The organism is Pseudomonas sp. FG98 (assembly GCF_057808595.1).
In genome coordinates, this window is the sequence record NZ_JBMDIJ010000104.1 from 1 (window position 1) to 17,218 (window position 17,218).

Below are 17,218 nucleotides of genomic sequence, written 5' to 3' on the forward strand. Positions count from 1 at the left end.
GCCCTTAAGAGGTGTCCGGGATCATTAGGCCAGTTCAAGCCAGCTCCCACAGGTTTTTGTGGGAGCTGGCTTGCCAGCGATAGGGTCATCAGCCACACCGGATCATCTCAGCCCCAGGCGCTGACAAAATCCTCGGTCTTCAGCACCGGCGCCGTACGCGGCTCACCGATCGGTGTCCCCAGGTAAAGGAAGCCGATCAGTTCCTCTCCAGCTTCAAGCCCCAGGCCCTGGGCCACATGCGCCGAATAGGCCATCTCCCCGGTCCGCCACACTGCCCCGATGCCCTGGGCATGGGCCGCCAGCAGAATCCCGTGGGCCGCACAGCCGGCTGCCAGCACCTGCTCCGACACCGGCACCTTGAAGTGCTCGCGGGTGCGGGCGATCACCAGCACCAGCAATGGCGCGCGCAGTGGCATGGCCCGGGCCTTGTCCAGCGCGGCCTGGTCGGCATCACCCTTCTGTGCCACTACCTCGGCGAACAGCTCACCCAGGCGGTTGCGTCCCTCACCTTCGACGGTGATGAAGCGCCATGGCCGCAATTGCCCATGGTCCGGCGCACGCAAGGCCGCCTGGAACAGACCTTCGCGCTGCGCGGCATTGGGCGCGGGCTCGGTCAGGCGCGGAACGGAAACACGGTTGAGCAAAGCGTCGAGAGCCTCCATCGGCTACCCTCCAGTGGAAAAAATGAACGGCCATTCTAGGGCGCTCTTCGGCAAAGCGCACAGCGCCGTTTACTTAAAGAGTGCCGTTTACTTAAAAAGGGCCGCAGGTAGAATGGCGCCCTTCCGCTTCGAGTCAGGACTGAGTACATGGTGGCGCTGCCGACCCTACGGATCATCGGTTTCATTATCGGCATCTTCCTGATCACCCTGGCTGTCAGCATGGTCATCCCCATGGCCACCCTGGTGATCTTCGAACGCACCGGCGACATGCCGGAATTCCTCTGGTCGAGCCTGATCACCTTCGTCGCCGGCCTGGCCCTGGTGGTGCCCGGTCGCCCGGAACACGTGCACCTGCGCCCGCGGGACATGTACCTGCTGACCGTCTGCAGCTGGGTAGTGGTGTGCATCTTCGCCGCCCTGCCGTTCCTGCTGACCCAGCACATCAGCTATACCGACGCCTTCTTCGAAAGCATGTCCGGCATCACCGCCACCGGCTCCACCGTGCTCAGCGGCCTGGACAACATGTCGCCAGGCATCCTCATGTGGCGCTCGCTGCTGCACTGGCTCGGCGGCATCGGCTTCATCGGCATGGCGGTGGCGATCCTGCCCTTGCTGCGCATCGGTGGCATGCGCCTGTTCCAGACCGAGTCCTCTGACCGTTCGGAAAAGGTCATGCCGCGCTCGCACATGGTGGCCAAGTCGATCGTCGCGGTGTATGTCGGCATCACCGTGGTCGGCAGCCTGGCCTTCTGGTGGGCAGGGATGAGCCCGTTCGATGCGATCAACCACGCCATGTCGGCAATCTCCACCGGCGGTTTCTCCACCTCCGACCTGTCCCTGGCGAAATGGGACCAGCCGGCGGTGCACTGGGTCGCGGTGGTGGTGATGATCTGCGGCAGCGTGCCCTTCACCCTGTACGTCGCTACCCTGCGCGGCAACCGCAAGGCACTGATCAAGGACCAGCAGGTCCAGGGCCTGCTGCTGTTGCTGGTGGCCACCTGGATCGTGCTCGGCACCTGGTACTGGGCCACCACCAAGCTGCACTGGCTGGATGCCCTGCGACACGTCGCCCTCAACGTCACTTCGGTAGTCACCACCACCGGCTTCGCCCTCGGCGACTACAGCCTGTGGGGCAACTTCTCGCTGATGCTGTTCTTCTACCTGGGCTTCATCGGCGGCTGCTCGGGGTCCACGGCCGGCGGGATCAAGATCTTCCGCTTCCAGGTCGCCTACATCCTGCTCAAGGCCTCGCTGAACCAACTGATCCACCCGCGGGCGGTGATCAAGCAGAAGTACAACGGTCACCGCCTCGACGAGGAGATCGTCCGTTCGATCCTGACCTTCTCGTTCTTCTTCGCCATCACCATCTGCGTGATCGCCCTGCTGCTGTCGCTGCTCGGGGTCGACTGGATGACCGCCCTCACCGGCGCGGCGAGCACTGTGTCCGGGGTCGGCCCGGGCCTGGGCGAGACCATCGGCCCGGCGGGCAACTTCGCCACCCTGCCGGATGCGGCCAAATGGATCCTGGCGGGCGGCATGCTGCTTGGCCGCCTGGAGATCATTACCGTGCTGGTTCTATGTATGCCGGCGTTCTGGCGTCACTGATCGCGTCCGGCTCGCCGTCGGTCTGGCTCAGGCCGTGGCGGCGGGCGCGGTATTCGCCGGGGGTGAGGTCGAACCAGCGGCGGAAGGCGCGGAAGAAATTGCTCGGGTCGGCGAACCCCAGCAGGTAGGCGGTTTCCAGCAGGGTCATGCCTGGCTGCGACAGGTACTGCTCGGCCAGTTCGCGACGGGTGTCATCGAGCAGCGCCTGGAAGCTGGTGCCCTCCTCCTGCAAGCGCCGCTGCAGGGTGCGCTGGGACAAGTGCAGGGCCTGGGCCACCAGTTCGCGCTTGGGCTCGCCCTGGGGCAGCACCCGGCACAACACCTGGCGCGCCTGATGGGTGACCCGGCTTTCCGAGAAACGCGCCAGATACTCCCCCGCAAACCGATCGTGCAGCACTGCCATTGCCTCGTTGGCGGTGGGCAGCGGGCTTTGCAGGTCGGACGGCTCGAAGATCAGGGCGTCGTACGGGGCGTTGAAGGTCAGCGGCGAGTGGAAGGCAATCCGGTAGGGCTCGATGTCCTCCGGCTGCGGGCCCTGGATCAATACCCGGCGCGGCTGGATCGGACGGCCGCTGAGCCAGCTGCACAGGGACAGCGCGCAGGCCAGCGACGCCTCCGAACTGTGCCGGGTCGGCGGCAGGTGATCGCCGTGGACCGTAAGGATCAAGGCATGCCCTTCCGGGCCGAGCTGCAGGCTAAGGTCCGAGCTTTCCGCGATGATCCGCTGGTAGCGCACCAGGCGGCCGAAGCCTTCGGCCAGGGTGCGACTGGACATCAGCGCATAACCGACCACATGAAAGGATGCCGGACGCACCACCCGCGCCATGTTCAGGCCGATGGCGCGGTTGCCGGACAGCTCTTCGGCGAGCTGCCAGAGGCGGGTCATGGAGTCCTGGGTGAAGCGTGCATCGGGATCGCTAAGCGCGGCAAAGTCCAGGCCGAGCCTGTGGAACAGGGCGGGGCAGTCCAGCCCCTCCAGTTCGAGAGCCTTGACAATCCCCGAGGCCCAGCTTGCTGACGTGGTTCTCTCGTTCATGGCTGGCTCTGGTTTGGGGTAAGGCGCAAGGATACTAAAGTGGCGCCTATTGTCACTTGCTGATACAGCTACTGACTCTAGACTGAGTTCAGGCTCCACGCCGTACCCGTTGACAATCGACAAGAACAAGGAGGCCTCAGCCCCGTGGAAAGCCCTCGCCGATTCAACAGTTTTGCCCAGTTCTACCCCTACTACCTGGACGAACACGCCAACCCTGCCTGCCGTCGCCTGCACTTCATCGGCACCACCCTGGTCATCGCCCTGCTCGCCTACACCATCGGCAGCGGCCAGTGGCTGTTGCTCCTCGCCGTGCCGTTCGCCGGCTACGGCTTTGCCTGGATCGGGCATTTCTTCTTCGAAAAGAACCGGCCGGCGACCTTTCAGCATCCGTTCTATAGCTTGCTGGGGGATTTCGTGATGTATCGGGACATGTTGCGGGGGAAAGTGAGTTTCTGACCTTGAGGGCCTCATCGCCGGCAACGCCGGCTCCCACAGGGTTGGGTGTTGTGGGAGCCGGCGTTGCCGGCGATGGGGCCCTCTAGCCCTGCACGGACTCGGCCACCCGCGCCGCTTCCTCTTCCGCCATACGCGCCTGATCCTCGGCCAGCCGATACAGTTCGATGCTGCCGTCCCAATGCTCGATCAGCGCCGTGCACGACTCCACCCAATCCCCGCAATTGAGGTAGTCCACCTCGCCGACCTTGCGGATCTCGGCATGGTGGATATGCCCGCAGACCACCCCGTGGTAGCCCTGCTTGACGCACTCGTGGGCGATGGCTTCCTCGAAGTCGCTGATGAAGTTCACCGCCGTCTTGACCTTGTGCTTGAGGTACGCCGACAGCGACCAGTAGCCATAGCCATAGCGCGCCCGCCAGTGGTTGAGCCAGCGATTGAGGGTCAGGGTGAATTCGTAGGCCGAATCGCCGAGGAAGGCCAGCCAGCGGTGATAGCGGGTGATCACATCGAACTGGTCACCATGGATCACCAACAGGCGGCGGCCATCGGCGGTGAGGTGCTCGGCCTGGTCCACCAGGTGGATGTTGCCAAGGATGAGCTTGGAATAGCGACGCAGGAACTCGTCGTGGTTACCGGTGACGTAGATCACCTCGGTGCCGCGCTTGCTCATGGTCAGCAGGCGACGGATCACGTTGGTGTGGGCCTGCGGCCAGTACATGCCGCCGCGCAGTTTCCAGCCATCGATGATGTCGCCGACCAGGTAGATGCGGTCGGCGTGATAGCGCTTGAGAAACTGCGACAGGTGTTCGGCCTGGCAATCCCGGGTGCCCAGGTGCACGTCGGAAATCCACAGGGTGCGGACACGCCGCTTGCGCGTGGGTTTGATAAACGCGGCACTGTTCATGGGCAGGGCTCCGGCTGAGTTGGGGACGACCTTGCCAGCCGCCGGTTAATCCGACATGACAAACATGAGGCACTCCCATGACAGCCGCCGGAGCGTACAATGACGGCTTTCGCCCAGCCGGAAATCATGCCTGATGAGCAGCGGCCCGATCCTTTCCCTGCGTCACTACCGCGACGACCTGATCGCCCACGCCCACGAACACTCGCAACTGGTGTTCGGCCTGCGCGGGCGCCTGGATTTCGAGGTGGAGGGGCGCGGTGGCCGGATCGAGCGCCAGGACCTCATGGTGATTCCCGCTGGCGCCCATCACGCCTGCGGCAGCGCGACCGGCAGCCACTGCCTGGTGCTCGATGTGCCCGGCGAGAGCTGGCTGGCGCAGAGCCTGGGCGAGCGCAGTGACGAGTGCCAGCGCCTGCTGGATCGCCCCGGCCCGTTGCTGCTGGACACCCGCCAGCAGCAACTGGTGGACTGGCTGGCCCACAGCCCGGTCGAAGATCCCCTGATCGCCCGCCAGGGTGCGGTCCTGCTGCTGGCCAGCCTGAATCCGGCGACCGGCGCCGTGCAGCACGCGCGCGAGCTGCCCTACGCCGCCTTCGACGCGCACATCGAGCAATACGCCGCCTATCCCCTGCAAGTCGCCGACCTGGCCTGTCTTGCCGGCCTGTCCAGCGCCCGCCTGCACGCGCGCTTCATCAGCGAGCGCGGCATCACGCCGATGGACTACATCCGCCAGCGCCGCCTGCTGCGCGGCCGCCAGTTGCTGCAAGGCAGCGCCCTGCCGATCGGCGAGATCGCCAGCCGGGTCGGCTACAGTTCGCAGAGCGCCTTCGCCGCCGCCATGCTCAAGGCCTTCGGCCGCAGCCCCGGCGCACTGCGCCGCGAGTCCGGCGACAACTGACGCGAGCCTGGCGACAGACAGCGCGTCCCCCGTCCTCGTAGACTGGCCGCGTCGATCCACGACCCTGCAAGGACCTCCATGAACCACCGCACCGCCCTCGGCGCCCTGCATATCGGCGCGCTGTTCTTCGGCCTGACCGGCGTTTTCGGCAAGCTGGCCAGCGCTTCGCCCTCGATCATCGTGTTCGGTCGTGCCGCCTTCGCGGTGCTCGCCCTGGGTCTGTTCACCCGCCTCGCCGGGCCGGGCTGGAAAGCCTTGCAGGTGCAGGACTGGAAGCGCCTTGCCCTGGGCGGCGTGCTGCTGGCCGGGCACTGGGTGAGTTTCTTCATCTCGGTGAAGGTCGCAGGCGTGGCCATCGCTACCCTGGGTTTCGCCAGCTTCCCGGCTTTCACCGTGATCCTCGAAGGCCTGCTGTTCCGCGAGCGGATACGCAGCAACGAATTGCTGCTGGTGGGGCTGGTGACTATCGGTCTGATCCTGGTCACGCCGGAATTCAACCTGGCCAGCGAAGCCACCGGCGGCCTGCTCTGGTCGCTGCTGTCCGGCCTGCTGTTCTCGCTGCTGTCGCTGACCAACCGGGCCGGCTCCGGGCGGATTCCGGCGGTGCAGGCAGCGATGTGCCAGAACCTGGTGGTTGCCCTGTGCCTGCTGCCGTTCGCTGCACCGGGCCTGAGCGACGTTCCAGCGCTGGATTGGCTGTGGATCGGCCTGCTCGGGGTGTTCTGCACCGGCGTCGCCCACAGCCTGTTCGTCGCCGCGCTGGGGGTGATCAAGGCGCGCACGGCGGCGGTGGTGTTCGCCATGGAACCGATCTACGGCATCGCCGTGGCCTGGATGCTGTTCGCCGAAACGCCAACGCCGCGGATGCTGCTGGGCGGCGTGCTGATCATCTTCGCCATCGTCATTTCCAGCCGTTTGGCGGCCAGTGGCGAGTCACGCAAGGCGGCTGCGGAGCATTAGCGGTCGTTATGGCCGAGGTCGCGCTTCGGATCGATCTGGTCGCGCACCCGCTGCTTCAGCACCTTGGCCTCGGGGAAGCCACCATCGGCCTTGCGCTCCCAGATCTGCACGCCATCGCAGGTGATACGGAAGGTACCGCCGCTGGCTGGTTCCAGCGCCACCCGCCCCAGCTCGTCGCTGAAGGTGCTGAGCAGTTCCTGGGCCAGCCAGGCGGCACGCAGCAGCCATTGGCACTGGGTGCAGTAGGTGATGACGATTTCCGGCTTCGGCGCGCTCACGGTGACAACCTCAAACAAAAATGTGTGGCGCTTATACTAGCGGTTTGCCCTTGGCTCCGAGAATCGCGATGCGCCGCTTGCTGCTGTGTTTGCTCCTGCTGTTCCCTTCCCTTCTGATCGCAGCCGAAAACACCCGCCCCAAGGTCGGCCTGGTGCTGTCCGGCGGCGCAGCCCGCGGCCTGGCCCATATCGGCGTGCTCAAGGCGCTGGAGGAACAGGGGGTGAAGATCGACGCGATTGCCGGCACCAGCATGGGCGCAGTGATCGGCGGGCTGTATGCCTCGGGCTACAAGGTCGAGGAACTGGAGAAGCTGGCACGCAGCATCGACTGGCAACAGGCCCTGTCCGATGCTCCGCCGCGCAAGGACGTGCCGTTCCGGCGCAAGCAGGACGACCGCGACTTCCTGGTCAAGCAGAAGATCAGCTTCCGCGACGACGGCAGCCTGGGCCTGCCACTGGGCGTCATCCAGGGCCAGAACCTCGCCCTGCTGCTGGAAAGCCTGCTGGCCCACACCAGCGATACCCGGGACTTCGACAAACTGCCGATCCCCTTCCGCGCCGTGGCCACCGATATCGCCAGCGGCGAGAAAGTGGTGTTCAGCCGCGGCCACCTGCCCCAGGTAATCCGCGCCAGCATGTCGATCCCGGCGGTGTTCGCCCCGGTGGAGCTGGACGGCAGGCTGCTGGTGGATGGCGGCATGGTCGACAACATCCCCCTGGATATCGTGCGCCAGATGGGCGTCGACCTGGCCATCGTCGTGGATATCGGCACGCCGCTACGCAACCGCAAGCAACTGGGCACGGTGGTCGATGTGCTCAACCAGTCCATCACCCTGATGACCCGACGCAACTCCGAGGAACAACTGGCCGCCCTGCAGCGCGACGACATTCTGATCCAGCCGCCGCTGGCCAGCATCAGCGCCACCGATTTCGGCCGTGCCGAAGAAATGATGGAGGCCGGCTACCGCGCCACGCGCATCCTCGACAAGCGCCTGTTCGCCCTGCGCCCGCCCGAGGGCAGCGGCAGCGAGCTGGCGGTGGCCCGTTCCGCCGAACAGCGCACGCCGGTCATCACCGCGATCAAGGTAGAAAATGACTCCAAGGTCAGCGACGACGTGATCCGCTACTACATCCGCCAGCCCGTAGGCGAACCGCTGGACCTCGATCGCCTGCAAACCGACATGGGCACCCTATACGGCCTCGACTACTTCGACCGGGTGCAATACCGGGTGGTACACAAGGGCAAGGACAACACCCTGGTGATCAACGCTCGTGGCCGTACCGGTGGCACCGATTACCTGCGCCTGGGCCTGAACCTGTCCGACGACATGCGTGGTGACAGCGCCTTCAACCTGGGCGCCAGCTACCGGGTCAACGGCATCAACAGGCTTGGAGGGGAATGGCTGACCCGGGCGCAGATCGGCGATATCCAGGAGCTGTACAGCGAGTTCTATCAACCGCTGGACGTAGGCTCCCGTTACTTTGTCGCGCCTTACTTGAGGCTGGGTTCGCAGAATGTCGAGGCCACGCTGGACAACGACCCGGTCGCCGAATACCGCCTGGAACGCTATGGCTATGGTTTCAACGTTGGCCGACAGATCGGCACCAGTGGCGAAGTACGCCTCGGCGCGGGCCAGGCATGGGGCAAGGCCCAGGTGCGTATCGGTGAACAGGAATTGCCCGACGTCAGTGTCAGCGAAGGATTCTATGAGCTCCGCTATTCATTCGACTCGTTCGACAATGTCTACTTCCCCCACCGTGGTGAAGACGTACGTCTGACCCTGATGCAATTCGACCCGAACCTTGGCTCCGAACACCGCTATCGGCAATGGGACCTGCAACTGGACAAGGCCCTGAGCAGCGGCCCGAACACCTGGGTGCTTGGCGGTCGCTATGGCAGGACCCTGGACGATGCCGACGTAGTGACTTCAAGCCTGATCATGGGGGGACCACGGCAGTTGTCCGGGTTCCGCCAGAATTCATTGTCCGGGCAAAACCTGAGCCTGATGCGGGTGGTGTACTACCGCCGGCTGACGCCCCAGGCTTATCTGCCGCTGGACTTCCCGCTGTACCTGGGAGGCTCGCTGGAACGCGGCCGGGTGTGGAACAACGACAACGAGTTCGACAGCGGTTATATCAATGCCGCGAGCATCTTCCTCGGCTTCGATACGCCACTGGGGCCGTTGAGTTTCAGCTATGGGTTCAATACCGAGGATCAGAAGGCGGTGTATCTGAATCTGGGGCAGACTTTCTAGGCAGTCAGCACATGCCTGAAGGCTTGTGCTGACCCTGTGGGAGCTGGCTTGTCGGGGCGCCGAACCGCAGCGATGAGGCCGTGGAGGAAAAGTCAGACCTTGGACTTGTCCAGATTGGCCAGAATCCGCGTATGCACTCGCATGCACACCGCCAGATCGTCCTCGTCCACCCCGGTGAACAGCTCCACTCGCAGGGCATTGGCGATGGTCTCGATCTGATCGATCAGCGGATTGGCCGGAGGGCAAAGGACGATCTTCTTGGCCCGCCGGTCCTCCACCACCGCCTGACGCTTCACCAGCCCCTGGGATTCCAGGCTGTCCAGCAGCCGGGCCAGGGTCGGACCCTCGACGCCCACGCTCTGGGCCAGTTCACGCTGGGTCGGGGCTTCGTCGAAACGGGCGAGGTGCAGCAGCACCAGCCAGCGCGCCTGGGACAGGTTGAGGCCCGCCAGACGGCGGTCCAGTTCGGCGCGCCAGCCTCGGGACATGTGGGCAAGTTGCATCCCGAAGCGGTGTTGATCGGTCAGTGGCATGGAAAACTCATGGTCAGAACTAATTATTAGTCAGCTAACCATGGCCGTTGCGCTTAGGCAAGGTTGATCTGGATGACGTTCCGGACCAAACGTAAGAATTCATGACCACCTGATTACATCTCGGCTCTTACATCTCAAACTCGGCTGCCAGGGCAGCACGCACGCAGTAGAGCACTCCCTCCGGCACTCGCGAGGCGAACAGCGGCAGGATTTCCGAGACCGGCGGCAGTTCGCCCTCGCCATCGAGGAAGGCGTCCTGCACTTCCATCATCAGGTCTTCCGGTAGATCCAGGGCCTGCTCCAGCGACAGCTCCTGACGGCCAATGGCCTCGGCCAGCAGGCTGTAGACGTTCTTTTCGCTGCACTTCAACTGCCCGGCGATCTGTGCCGGAGTCATGCCGGCGCGGGCCAGGCTGACCAGTTCGTGGCGCAGATCGGTGACCACCGGTGGTGTCTCGGCCTCGCCGCCAAGCACTTCGAGGAACGCCTCGCCATAACGCTCCAGCTTGCGCGCACCGACACCGCTGACCCGGGCCATCTCGGCCAGGCTGGTGGGCTGGCTGCGCAGCATTTCCAGCAGGGTCGAGTCGGGGAAGATGACGTAGGGCGGCACACCGTGTTCCTCGGCCAGCTTGCGCCGGAGGGTGCGCAAGGCTTCCCACTGTTCGCGCTCGTCGCCGCGCACCAGTTGGCTGGCCGGGCTGCCGCCGCTGCTGCTGCCTTTGCTGGTGGTCTGCGGCTTGAGATCGCGGCGCAGTTCCAGGGTCACTTCACCACGCAGCAACGGCCGACAGCTATCGGACAGACGCAGACCGCCGTAGCCATCCAGGTCGACGTCCACCAGCCCGCGAGCGACCATCTGGCGGAACAGCGAACGCCATTCCCCCTCGGCGCGTCCCTTGCCGACGCCGTACACCGAGAGCTTCTCGTGACCGAAGTTGCGGATCTTCTCGTTGTCCTTGCCCAGCAGCACATCCACCAGGTGGCCGACGCCGTAGCGCTGCCCCGTGCGGTAGATCGCCGACAGGGCCTGCCGCGCCGGCTCGGTGGCATCCCAGGTCTGCACGCCGTCGACGCAGTTGTCGCAATGCCCGCAGGGTTGCGGCAGTTCTTCGTCGAAATAGCGCAACAGGGCCTGGCGGCGGCAGCGGGTTTCTTCGCAGAGGGCGAGCATGGCATCGAGCTTGTGCTGCTCGACACGCTTGTGCCGTTCGTCGCCTTCGGAGTTCTGCAGCATCTGCTTGAGCATCACCATGTCCTGCAGGCCGTAGGCCATCCAGGCATCTGCCGGCAGACCGTCACGGCCGGCGCGGCCGGTTTCCTGGTAATAGGCTTCCAGTGACTTGGGCAGGTCGAGGTGGGCGACGAAGCGCACGTTGGGCTTGTCGATACCCATGCCGAAGGCGATGGTCGCGACCATGATCAGCCCTTCCTCGTTGAGGAAACGGCGCTGGTTGGCGGCGCGGGTCTCGGCCGGCAGACCGGCGTGATACGGCAGCGCCGGGAAGCCCTGGTCGCAGAGGAACGCGGCGACTTCATCGACCTTCTTGCGCGACAGGCAGTAGACGATCCCGGCGTTGCCGCGACGTTCGCCGAGGAACGCCAGCAACTGCTTGCGCGGCTGCTCCTTGGGCACGATGCGGTAGAAGATGTTCGGCCGGTCGAAGCTGGAGAGGAAACGCTCGGCATTGTGCAAGTGCAGGCGGTTGACGATTTCCTCGCGGGTGCGCATGTCCGCGGTGGCGGTCAGGGCAATGCGCGGGACATGGGGGAACAGCTCGGCCAGTTGCCCCAGTTGCAGGTATTCCGGGCGGAAATCGTGGCCCCATTGCGAAACGCAGTGGGCTTCGTCGATGGCGAACAGGGCGATGTCCAGCTCGCGCAGGAAATCCAGCATGCGCGGCTGAACCAGGCGCTCGGGCGCGAGGTAGAGCATCTTCAGCTCGCCGCGGCGAATGCGTCCGGCCAGCTCGCGCTGTTGCTCCGGGCTCATCGTGGAGTTCAGCGAGGCAGCGGCCACGCCCAGCTCGTCGAGGGTCGCCACCTGGTCTTCCATCAGCGCGATCAGTGGCGAAACCACCACCGCCAGGCCATTGCGCAGCAGCGCCGGGACCTGGAAGCACAGCGACTTGCCGCCGCCGGTCGGCATCAGCACCAGCGCATCGCCGCCGTTGGCCACGCATTCGATGATCGCGTCCTGGCGGCCACGGAAACTGTCGTAGCCGAAGATATCGCGGAGAACGCGCTGAGCCTGTTCGAGCATAACCACTCCAAAAATCGTGAACCCATCCTGGCCGCACAGGCTGGATTAAAATCCGTCGCGGCTCACGTGAAAAAACGCAAGCAGCTTTTACCGGGGAAAATCCGCACCCGGCGGAAAAAAGCCGAGAGTATACCCGAGCGCCCGCCGCCGAAGGGCGACCGCGCGATAGAGCGTCATCCTTTGCCTTGCAGGGCCCGCACAATGCTAGAATTCAACATTGTTCCATTTCCAAGGTAGCCCCTAAATGTCCTTCGCTGAGCAATTGACCCGCCTGCAAGCCTTCCTCGACGCCGACGAGCTGCATGAAGAGGCGTTGGACTACGTTGCCGCCCACGGCTACCTGACCGCGCTGTCGATCTGCGCCGAAGAGGTACCGGAGCGGGAATGGATCGACGCCCTGTTCTCCGAGGAACCCCACTACGCCAGCGACGCCCAGCGCGCCGAGATCGAAGCCACGCTGATCCAGCTCAAGGGCCACATCGCCCGCCAGCTGGCCAGTGACGAGGAGTTCGAGCTGCCGTGCGACCTCGACCTCGGCGAGGAGCCGGACGATTCCGACCTGCGCGGCTGGTGCATCGGTTTCATGGAAGGCGTGTTCCTGCGCGAGGAAGCCTGGTTCGAAAGCGCCGAAGAGGAAGTCAGCGAGATGCTCCTGCCGATCATGGTCGGTTCCGGCCTGTTCGACGAACAGCCTGAATTCGCCGATATCGCCAGCGACGCCAACCTGATGGACGACATGATCGTACAGATCCCTGAGGCGCTGACCGCCCTGTACCTGCTGTGCCACGCGCCAGACGAAAAACCGGCCCTGCTCAAACCGCGCCACCACTGAGTTCGCGGTGGTGCGCTACCTGCTGCTGGCCGTCGGCTGGCTCAGCGTCGCGTTGGGGGTGATTGGCATCTTCCTTCCGGTATTGCCAACCACCCCTTTTCTATTGCTTGCGGCAGCCTGTTTTGCCCGCAGTTCCCCACGCTTTCATGACTGGCTGGTGAATCACCCGCGGCTTGGACCGTGGATTCGCGACTATCTCAGTGGTGAAGGCATTCCCCTCAAGGGCAAGGTCTACGCCATCGGCCTGATGTGGGCGAGCATCGGCTTTTCCTGTTACCTGGTGCCCTCCCCGTGGGCCCGGGGCTTCATGCTCACCAGTGCGGTGCTGGTGTCGATCTATATCCTCAGGCAGAAGACCCTGCGGCGGCCGGAATAGACGTCGGAGTTGATGGCCTCAGCGCTGCGGTGCGACAAGCCGGCTCCCGCAGGCCGTACACAGGCCTCAAAGCCCGTGCTGAACCTGTGGGAGCTGGCTTGCCAGCGATAAGCCCCTGAAGCCTTACACCGTATCCACCTTCAACGAATGATCATTCAGCATCCCGTTGATGATGGTCGCCGTATCCGCCCCTGCCGCGACCACCCCGCCCGCTCCCGCCGTCACTCCGTAGTGCTGGGCCAGATCGACCCCGGCCAGATCGATGGTCTGGGTCGGCGCAGCCCCCGCCACCGAGCTGACCTCGATGGTCGAGACCACACTGGCCCCACTGCCGGTCACCTTGAAGTGCAGGTAGTCATCCAGCGACGCCGTACTGGTGTTCTCCCCCTGGAGCAGTTGCGACAGGTCCAGTCGATCGGTCCCCGGCGTGAAGTCGGTGACCACATCATGCCCGCTGTCACCGAGTTGCCAGAGGAAGGTATCGGCACCGGGGCCACCGGTCAGGGTGTCATCCCCCTTGCCGCCGATCAGCACGTCATCACCGCCACCGCCATTCAGCACGTCGTTGCCCAGCCCGCCTTGCAGCACGTTGGCATTGCCGTCACCGGTCAGGGTGTCGTTGTAGTCCGAGCCGATCAGGTTCTCGATGGATACCAGGGTGTCCAGCCCTGCGCCCACGGTATTCTGCTGCCCGCTGATGGACAGGTTGACCGTGACCCCGGCCGTGGCACTGGCATAGCTGGCAGTATCGGTACCGGCCCCGCCATCGAGCAGGTCATTGCCGGGTCCACCGATCAGCAAGTCGTTACCGTTGCCGCCGTACAGCGCGTCATTGCCGTCCCCGCCGATCAGCACATCGTTGCCATCACCACCGTTAAGGGTGTCGTTGCCACTGCCGCCGAGCAAGGTGTCGGCATTGACCGTACCGGTGAGGGTCGAACTGTCCTGGTAGTTGATGTCCACCGCGCCGGTCGCCGTGCCGCCGTGGCCATCGCTGACGGTATAGCTGCCGTTGTACTGCGGCGTGTTGTCGGCGGCGCCGGAGTAATCGATGGTCATGGTCAGCTGGTAGTTTTCCGCGTTGTTGGCACTGCCCCCGCCGCTGCTGTTGGTCAGGTTGACCACATGGATGCTGTAGACCCCGTCATGACTGGCGACGAAGGCATTGCCGTCGGCGATGGTCTGGTAGCTGCCGGTGTCGTCCTTCCACTCCATCAGCACATTGCCAGCAGGACGATCGTGATCGAGCTTGAGGCTTTCGCCCTGCTTCAAGGTCACCGTGATGGTGTCCTCGTCATTGTTGTTGGCCGCCGACACCGCACCGAGATAACCACTGACCAGTACCGCCGCAGTCATCGAGCCGGCCGTTCCGGTAAAGGAGCTGCGGGCGATGTCCTTCAGTTGGTTCGCCGTGCTGTTGCCAGTGCCATTGAACACCACCGTAGGCGTCGTGCTGCCCACCGTGAAGTCCGATCCGCGAGCCGTCCAGCCGGTGTTGAAGGTGATCGGCGAAGCGCTCAGGCGGTCGTTATTGGCATCGGTGTCATTGGCCACCAGCGCCTCGGACGGCACAGTGATATTGGCCGAGAGGATATTGGTGATTACATGGTCGGCCCCGGCCACTGGTGCGGCATTGGTATAGACGTTGACCACCAGGCTGGCACTGCTCAGGTCGCCATCGTTGTCGCTGGCCACGAAGCCGATGTTTTCCACCTGGTTGCTGCCATTGTCCTTCGGCGGCGTGTAGGTGAAATCGCCAGTGTCCATGTTCACCACGATCGAACCACCGAGAACCGTCTTCACCGTGATGCTGTTGCTCACGGTATCGAACATGCCGCGATCGGTTCCCCCCGTAGCGGCGTAGGAACCCTGGTTGGAATTGCCCTTCGGATCGTAGGTGTAGGTGGTGCCATCGATGACCAGGGATTTGATGAAACCGCCATCGGCACCGAAGGAGCCGCCACTCATCAGGCTGCCGGTAACCGGCGCGCCCTGCACGGTGCCGGACAGCACCGAATTGAGCTGGTTAAGGTCGGTCACCACGGTGGAGTTGGTGTCGGTATGGGTACTGCCGTCGTAGGCCAGCGGGTTGAGGTTGCTGGTATTGACCCCACTGCCCAGGCCGATGGCGTAGGACTTGATCCCGTTGGTATCCAGGAAGTTGGTCCAGGTGGTTTCCCGGGTGCCAGAAATGGCATGGCCAGACGTAGGCTCACCGTCAGAGAAGAAGTAGGTGATGTTCTGCGCGCCTACGATCTTTCCTGCGGTAGTGAAGGCCGCCTGGGCCGTGGTGGTTGCCGAGTCATAGTAGGTGTTACCACCGGCACTGAGGCCATTGACGATGGTCTTGGCATCCGCGACCGAGACCCATACCGAGGACGGCTGGCTGGCGCCACTGGAGAAGGTCACGATCTGCACCTTCACATCACCCAGATCGTCGTACTTGTCCAGCAGTTGCGCGATGGCCTGCTTGGCCAACTGGATACGGGTCAGTCCCGGTACACCGGAGGCATCGTTCATGCTGCCGGACACGTCGATCACCAGCAGCAGGTTCGAGTCCACCTGCCCCGGAGTGACCGAGCGGGTTGCCCCCACGGCCTTGGGCACATCGTCGACGATATTGATCTGGATGGTGCTGGTGGTGAAATTGCCAAGCGCGTCCGTAGCCTTGTAGGTGAAGGACTCGCTCATCACATTGGCACCGTCGTTGGCACCGCCCGGGGTCTTCGGTGCCGACGTCAGAGTGTAGGTGTAGGAACCGTTCGCCAGTAGCTGGATCTGACCGTAGGACCCGGTCGGACTGCTGACCAGGCTGTAGCTGATAGCGCCAGAACCGCCCGACACGGAGCCAACCAATGTCCCGCTGCCAGTTTCCCCGGTATTGCCCGGATCGCTGCCGACCACGGTACCGGCGGCAAGGTCCTGCCCATCCTTGGTCAGATCGAGAGCTTTCTCGTACACGGTGATGTCCTGGTCCTGACTGGCGACCAGGCTGCAATCCTGCACGTTGACGGTCAGCGTGGTGGTGCTTTCATCGCCGTCGGAATCGCGGATGGTATAGGTGAACACATCCTGGGCACCGGCTGGCGCCACCGAGTTCGGATTGGCGTGATAGACCGCATTGCCCGCGGCATCCAGGGTCAGGGTGCCGTAGGTGCCCGCGACATTGGTATTCAGCGAGCCGATCGCCGAGGTCGAGGTGTTGGCGCCGGCGCGAACGCCGACCACCACATTGCTGCCCGGATCATCAGCCCCTTTGGTGTCATTGCCGAGGACATTGCCGCTGACCGTCCCGCCCTCCACCACCGAAACGGAATCCGGCCGCGCGGTCGGCACATCATCGACGATATTGACGTCCAGGCTGCCGCTGCTGGTGCTGCCGTCAGTATCGGTAGCGGTGACCGTGAAGCTCTCGGTCAGGTTGTTGATTCCGCCGCCTGTAGGATGTGCCTCGTTATCCAGCAAGGTGTAGCTGTAGGACACCACGCCAGTGCTGGCGTTGTAGCCGGTGACTGTCAGGGTATTGCCCAGAGGAGTCGTGGCTGTTTGCGGGAAGGTGGCGGCCACACCGCCGCTGATGACGTTGATGCCACCCACGCTCAAGGTTTGCAGGCCATCCGGTGCAGTGATCGTGAACGTGCCGGACTGGGTCAGTGCCGGTGCATTCGGGCTGCTGCCATCGCTCAGGTTCTTCTCGTAGACCGACAGCTCGCCGCCCGCCACGTTGAGTCCGTTGAGCGTCACTGGATCGTTGAGGTTCTTGATGTTCAACGTCAGATTCGCGGTACTGGTATCGCCGTCGGCGTCCTTCAAGGTGTAGGTAAAGGTCTCGGTCCCCGTACCGCCACCGTGCAAATTGAAGAAGTCCGGATCCGACGGGTTCAGCGTGTAGGTGTAGGAGCCGTCTGCGGCCAGGACCAGGGTGCCGTAGGTGCCGGTGAAGGTACCGGCGGTGATAGGTCCGGTGACACGGTCGGCGCCCTGGACATCGTTGGTCAGCACATTGCCCGTCAGGACCGTCGCTGCTTCGGTGGCGACCGACGCATTCGTATCGGCTACGGCGGTAGGCACGTCATCAACGATGTTCACATCGAGACTGCCGCTGCTGGTGCTGCCGTCGGTGTCCGTCGCCGTGACCGTGAAGCTCTCGGTCAGGTTGT

At 64.0% G+C, this 17,218-nt stretch carries 14 protein-coding genes; 7 read left to right on the forward strand and 7 right to left on the reverse strand.

The features are described 5' to 3' along the window. Positions 1-107 precede the first annotated feature (107 nt). Positions 108-662 carry an NAD(P)H nitroreductase gene (locus ACODSK_RS29625; RefSeq protein ID WP_489021274.1) on the reverse strand — a complete coding sequence of 185 codons (555 nt, stop codon included), beginning with the start codon at positions 660-662 and terminating at the stop codon, positions 108-110. Positions 663-812: 150 nt separating this feature from the next. On the opposite strand from ACODSK_RS29625, the gene ACODSK_RS29630 reads away from it, so the two are divergent. Further along, positions 813-2,267, forward strand: a complete 1,455-nt coding sequence (locus tag ACODSK_RS29630) for a TrkH family potassium uptake protein (RefSeq protein ID WP_489021295.1) — start codon at positions 813-815, stop codon at positions 2,265-2,267. Here the strand turns inward: ACODSK_RS29630 and ACODSK_RS29635 are convergent. Continuing rightward, positions 2,224-3,303, reverse strand: coding sequence for an AraC family transcriptional regulator (locus tag ACODSK_RS29635; protein WP_489021276.1), 1,080 nt, complete (start codon positions 3,301-3,303; stop codon positions 2,224-2,226). The two genes, ACODSK_RS29630 and ACODSK_RS29635, sit on opposite strands and share 44 nt — an antisense overlap. Positions 3,304-3,447: 144 nt before the next feature. Here ACODSK_RS29635 and ACODSK_RS29640 point away from each other — a divergent pair, with 144 nt between their 5' ends. Further along, positions 3,448-3,759, forward strand: coding sequence for an Mpo1-like protein (locus ACODSK_RS29640; RefSeq protein ID WP_489021278.1), 312 nt, complete (start codon positions 3,448-3,450; stop codon positions 3,757-3,759). 82 nt (positions 3,760-3,841) lie between these two features. On the opposite strand, the gene ACODSK_RS29645 is transcribed toward ACODSK_RS29640, so the two are convergent. Then, positions 3,842-4,663 (reverse strand): UDP-2,3-diacylglucosamine diphosphatase, encoded by an 822-nt coding sequence (locus ACODSK_RS29645; RefSeq protein ID WP_489021279.1) that lies wholly within the window; start codon positions 4,661-4,663, stop codon positions 3,842-3,844. 133 nt (positions 4,664-4,796) lie between these two features. Between ACODSK_RS29645 and ACODSK_RS29650 the strand changes: the two genes are divergently transcribed. Continuing rightward, complete coding sequence (locus tag ACODSK_RS29650; RefSeq protein ID WP_489021281.1) at positions 4,797-5,561, forward strand: AraC family transcriptional regulator; 765 nt, start codon at positions 4,797-4,799, stop codon at positions 5,559-5,561. 78 nt (positions 5,562-5,639) lie between these two features. Beyond that, the gene (locus ACODSK_RS29655) at positions 5,640-6,521 is read left to right on the forward strand and encodes a DMT family transporter (protein WP_489021283.1); all 882 of its coding nucleotides are present in this window, start codon (positions 5,640-5,642) and stop codon (positions 6,519-6,521) included. On the opposite strand, the gene ACODSK_RS29660 is transcribed toward ACODSK_RS29655, so the two are convergent. Continuing rightward, positions 6,518-6,799, reverse strand: a complete 282-nt coding sequence (locus ACODSK_RS29660) for an Rdx family protein (protein ID WP_489021284.1) — start codon at positions 6,797-6,799, stop codon at positions 6,518-6,520. The two genes, ACODSK_RS29655 and ACODSK_RS29660, sit on opposite strands and share 4 nt — an antisense overlap. A gap of 68 nt (positions 6,800-6,867) precedes the next feature. Between ACODSK_RS29660 and ACODSK_RS29665 the strand changes: the two genes are divergently transcribed. Beyond that, positions 6,868-9,054, forward strand: coding sequence for a patatin-like phospholipase family protein (locus ACODSK_RS29665; protein ID WP_489021286.1), 2,187 nt, complete (start codon positions 6,868-6,870; stop codon positions 9,052-9,054). A gap of 92 nt (positions 9,055-9,146) precedes the next feature. On the opposite strand, the gene ACODSK_RS29670 is transcribed toward ACODSK_RS29665, so the two are convergent. Further along, the gene (locus tag ACODSK_RS29670) at positions 9,147-9,587 is read right to left on the reverse strand and encodes a MarR family transcriptional regulator (RefSeq protein ID WP_489021287.1); all 441 of its coding nucleotides are present in this window, start codon (positions 9,585-9,587) and stop codon (positions 9,147-9,149) included. Between the two features lie 127 nt (positions 9,588-9,714). Continuing rightward, complete coding sequence (gene recQ / locus ACODSK_RS29675; protein ID WP_489021288.1) at positions 9,715-11,850, reverse strand: DNA helicase RecQ; 2,136 nt, start codon at positions 11,848-11,850, stop codon at positions 9,715-9,717. A 244-nt stretch (positions 11,851-12,094) separates the two neighbouring features. Between recQ and ACODSK_RS29680 the strand changes: the two genes are divergently transcribed. Both ACODSK_RS29680 and ACODSK_RS29685 read left to right on the forward strand, forming a co-directional pair. Then, the gene (locus tag ACODSK_RS29680; protein WP_489021290.1) at positions 12,095-12,682 is read left to right on the forward strand and encodes a UPF0149 family protein; all 588 of its coding nucleotides are present in this window, start codon (positions 12,095-12,097) and stop codon (positions 12,680-12,682) included. Between the two features lie 10 nt (positions 12,683-12,692). After that, complete coding sequence (locus ACODSK_RS29685; RefSeq protein ID WP_489021291.1) at positions 12,693-13,058, forward strand: YbaN family protein; 366 nt, start codon at positions 12,693-12,695, stop codon at positions 13,056-13,058. Positions 13,059-13,181: 123 nt separating this feature from the next. On the opposite strand, the gene ACODSK_RS29690 is transcribed toward ACODSK_RS29685, so the two are convergent. Next, on the reverse strand, positions 13,182-17,218 hold a 4,037-nt coding region (locus tag ACODSK_RS29690; protein WP_489021293.1), incomplete at its 5' end, for a beta strand repeat-containing protein.

What these genes read in the sequence shown, in the direction of transcription:
- ACODSK_RS29625 (WP_489021274.1), bottom strand. Translation starts at nt 662, where the DNA reads ATGGAGGCTCTCGACGCTTTGCTCAACCGTGTTTCCGTTCCGCGCCTG.
- ACODSK_RS29635 (WP_489021276.1), bottom strand. Translation starts at nt 3,303, where the DNA reads ATGAACGAGAGAACCACGTCAGCAAGCTGGGCCTCGGGGATTGTCAAG.
- ACODSK_RS29645 (WP_489021279.1), bottom strand. Translation starts at nt 4,663, where the DNA reads ATGAACAGTGCCGCGTTTATCAAACCCACGCGCAAGCGGCGTGTCCGC.
- ACODSK_RS29650 (WP_489021281.1), top strand. Translation starts at nt 4,797, where the DNA reads ATGAGCAGCGGCCCGATCCTTTCCCTGCGTCACTACCGCGACGACCTG.
- ACODSK_RS29655 (WP_489021283.1), top strand. Translation starts at nt 5,640, where the DNA reads ATGAACCACCGCACCGCCCTCGGCGCCCTGCATATCGGCGCGCTGTTC.
- ACODSK_RS29665 (WP_489021286.1), top strand. Translation starts at nt 6,868, where the DNA reads ATGCGCCGCTTGCTGCTGTGTTTGCTCCTGCTGTTCCCTTCCCTTCTG.
- ACODSK_RS29670 (WP_489021287.1), bottom strand. Translation starts at nt 9,587, where the DNA reads ATGCCACTGACCGATCAACACCGCTTCGGGATGCAACTTGCCCACATG.
- recQ (WP_489021288.1), bottom strand. Translation starts at nt 11,850, where the DNA reads ATGCTCGAACAGGCTCAGCGCGTTCTCCGCGATATCTTCGGCTACGAC.
- ACODSK_RS29680 (WP_489021290.1), top strand. Translation starts at nt 12,095, where the DNA reads ATGTCCTTCGCTGAGCAATTGACCCGCCTGCAAGCCTTCCTCGACGCC.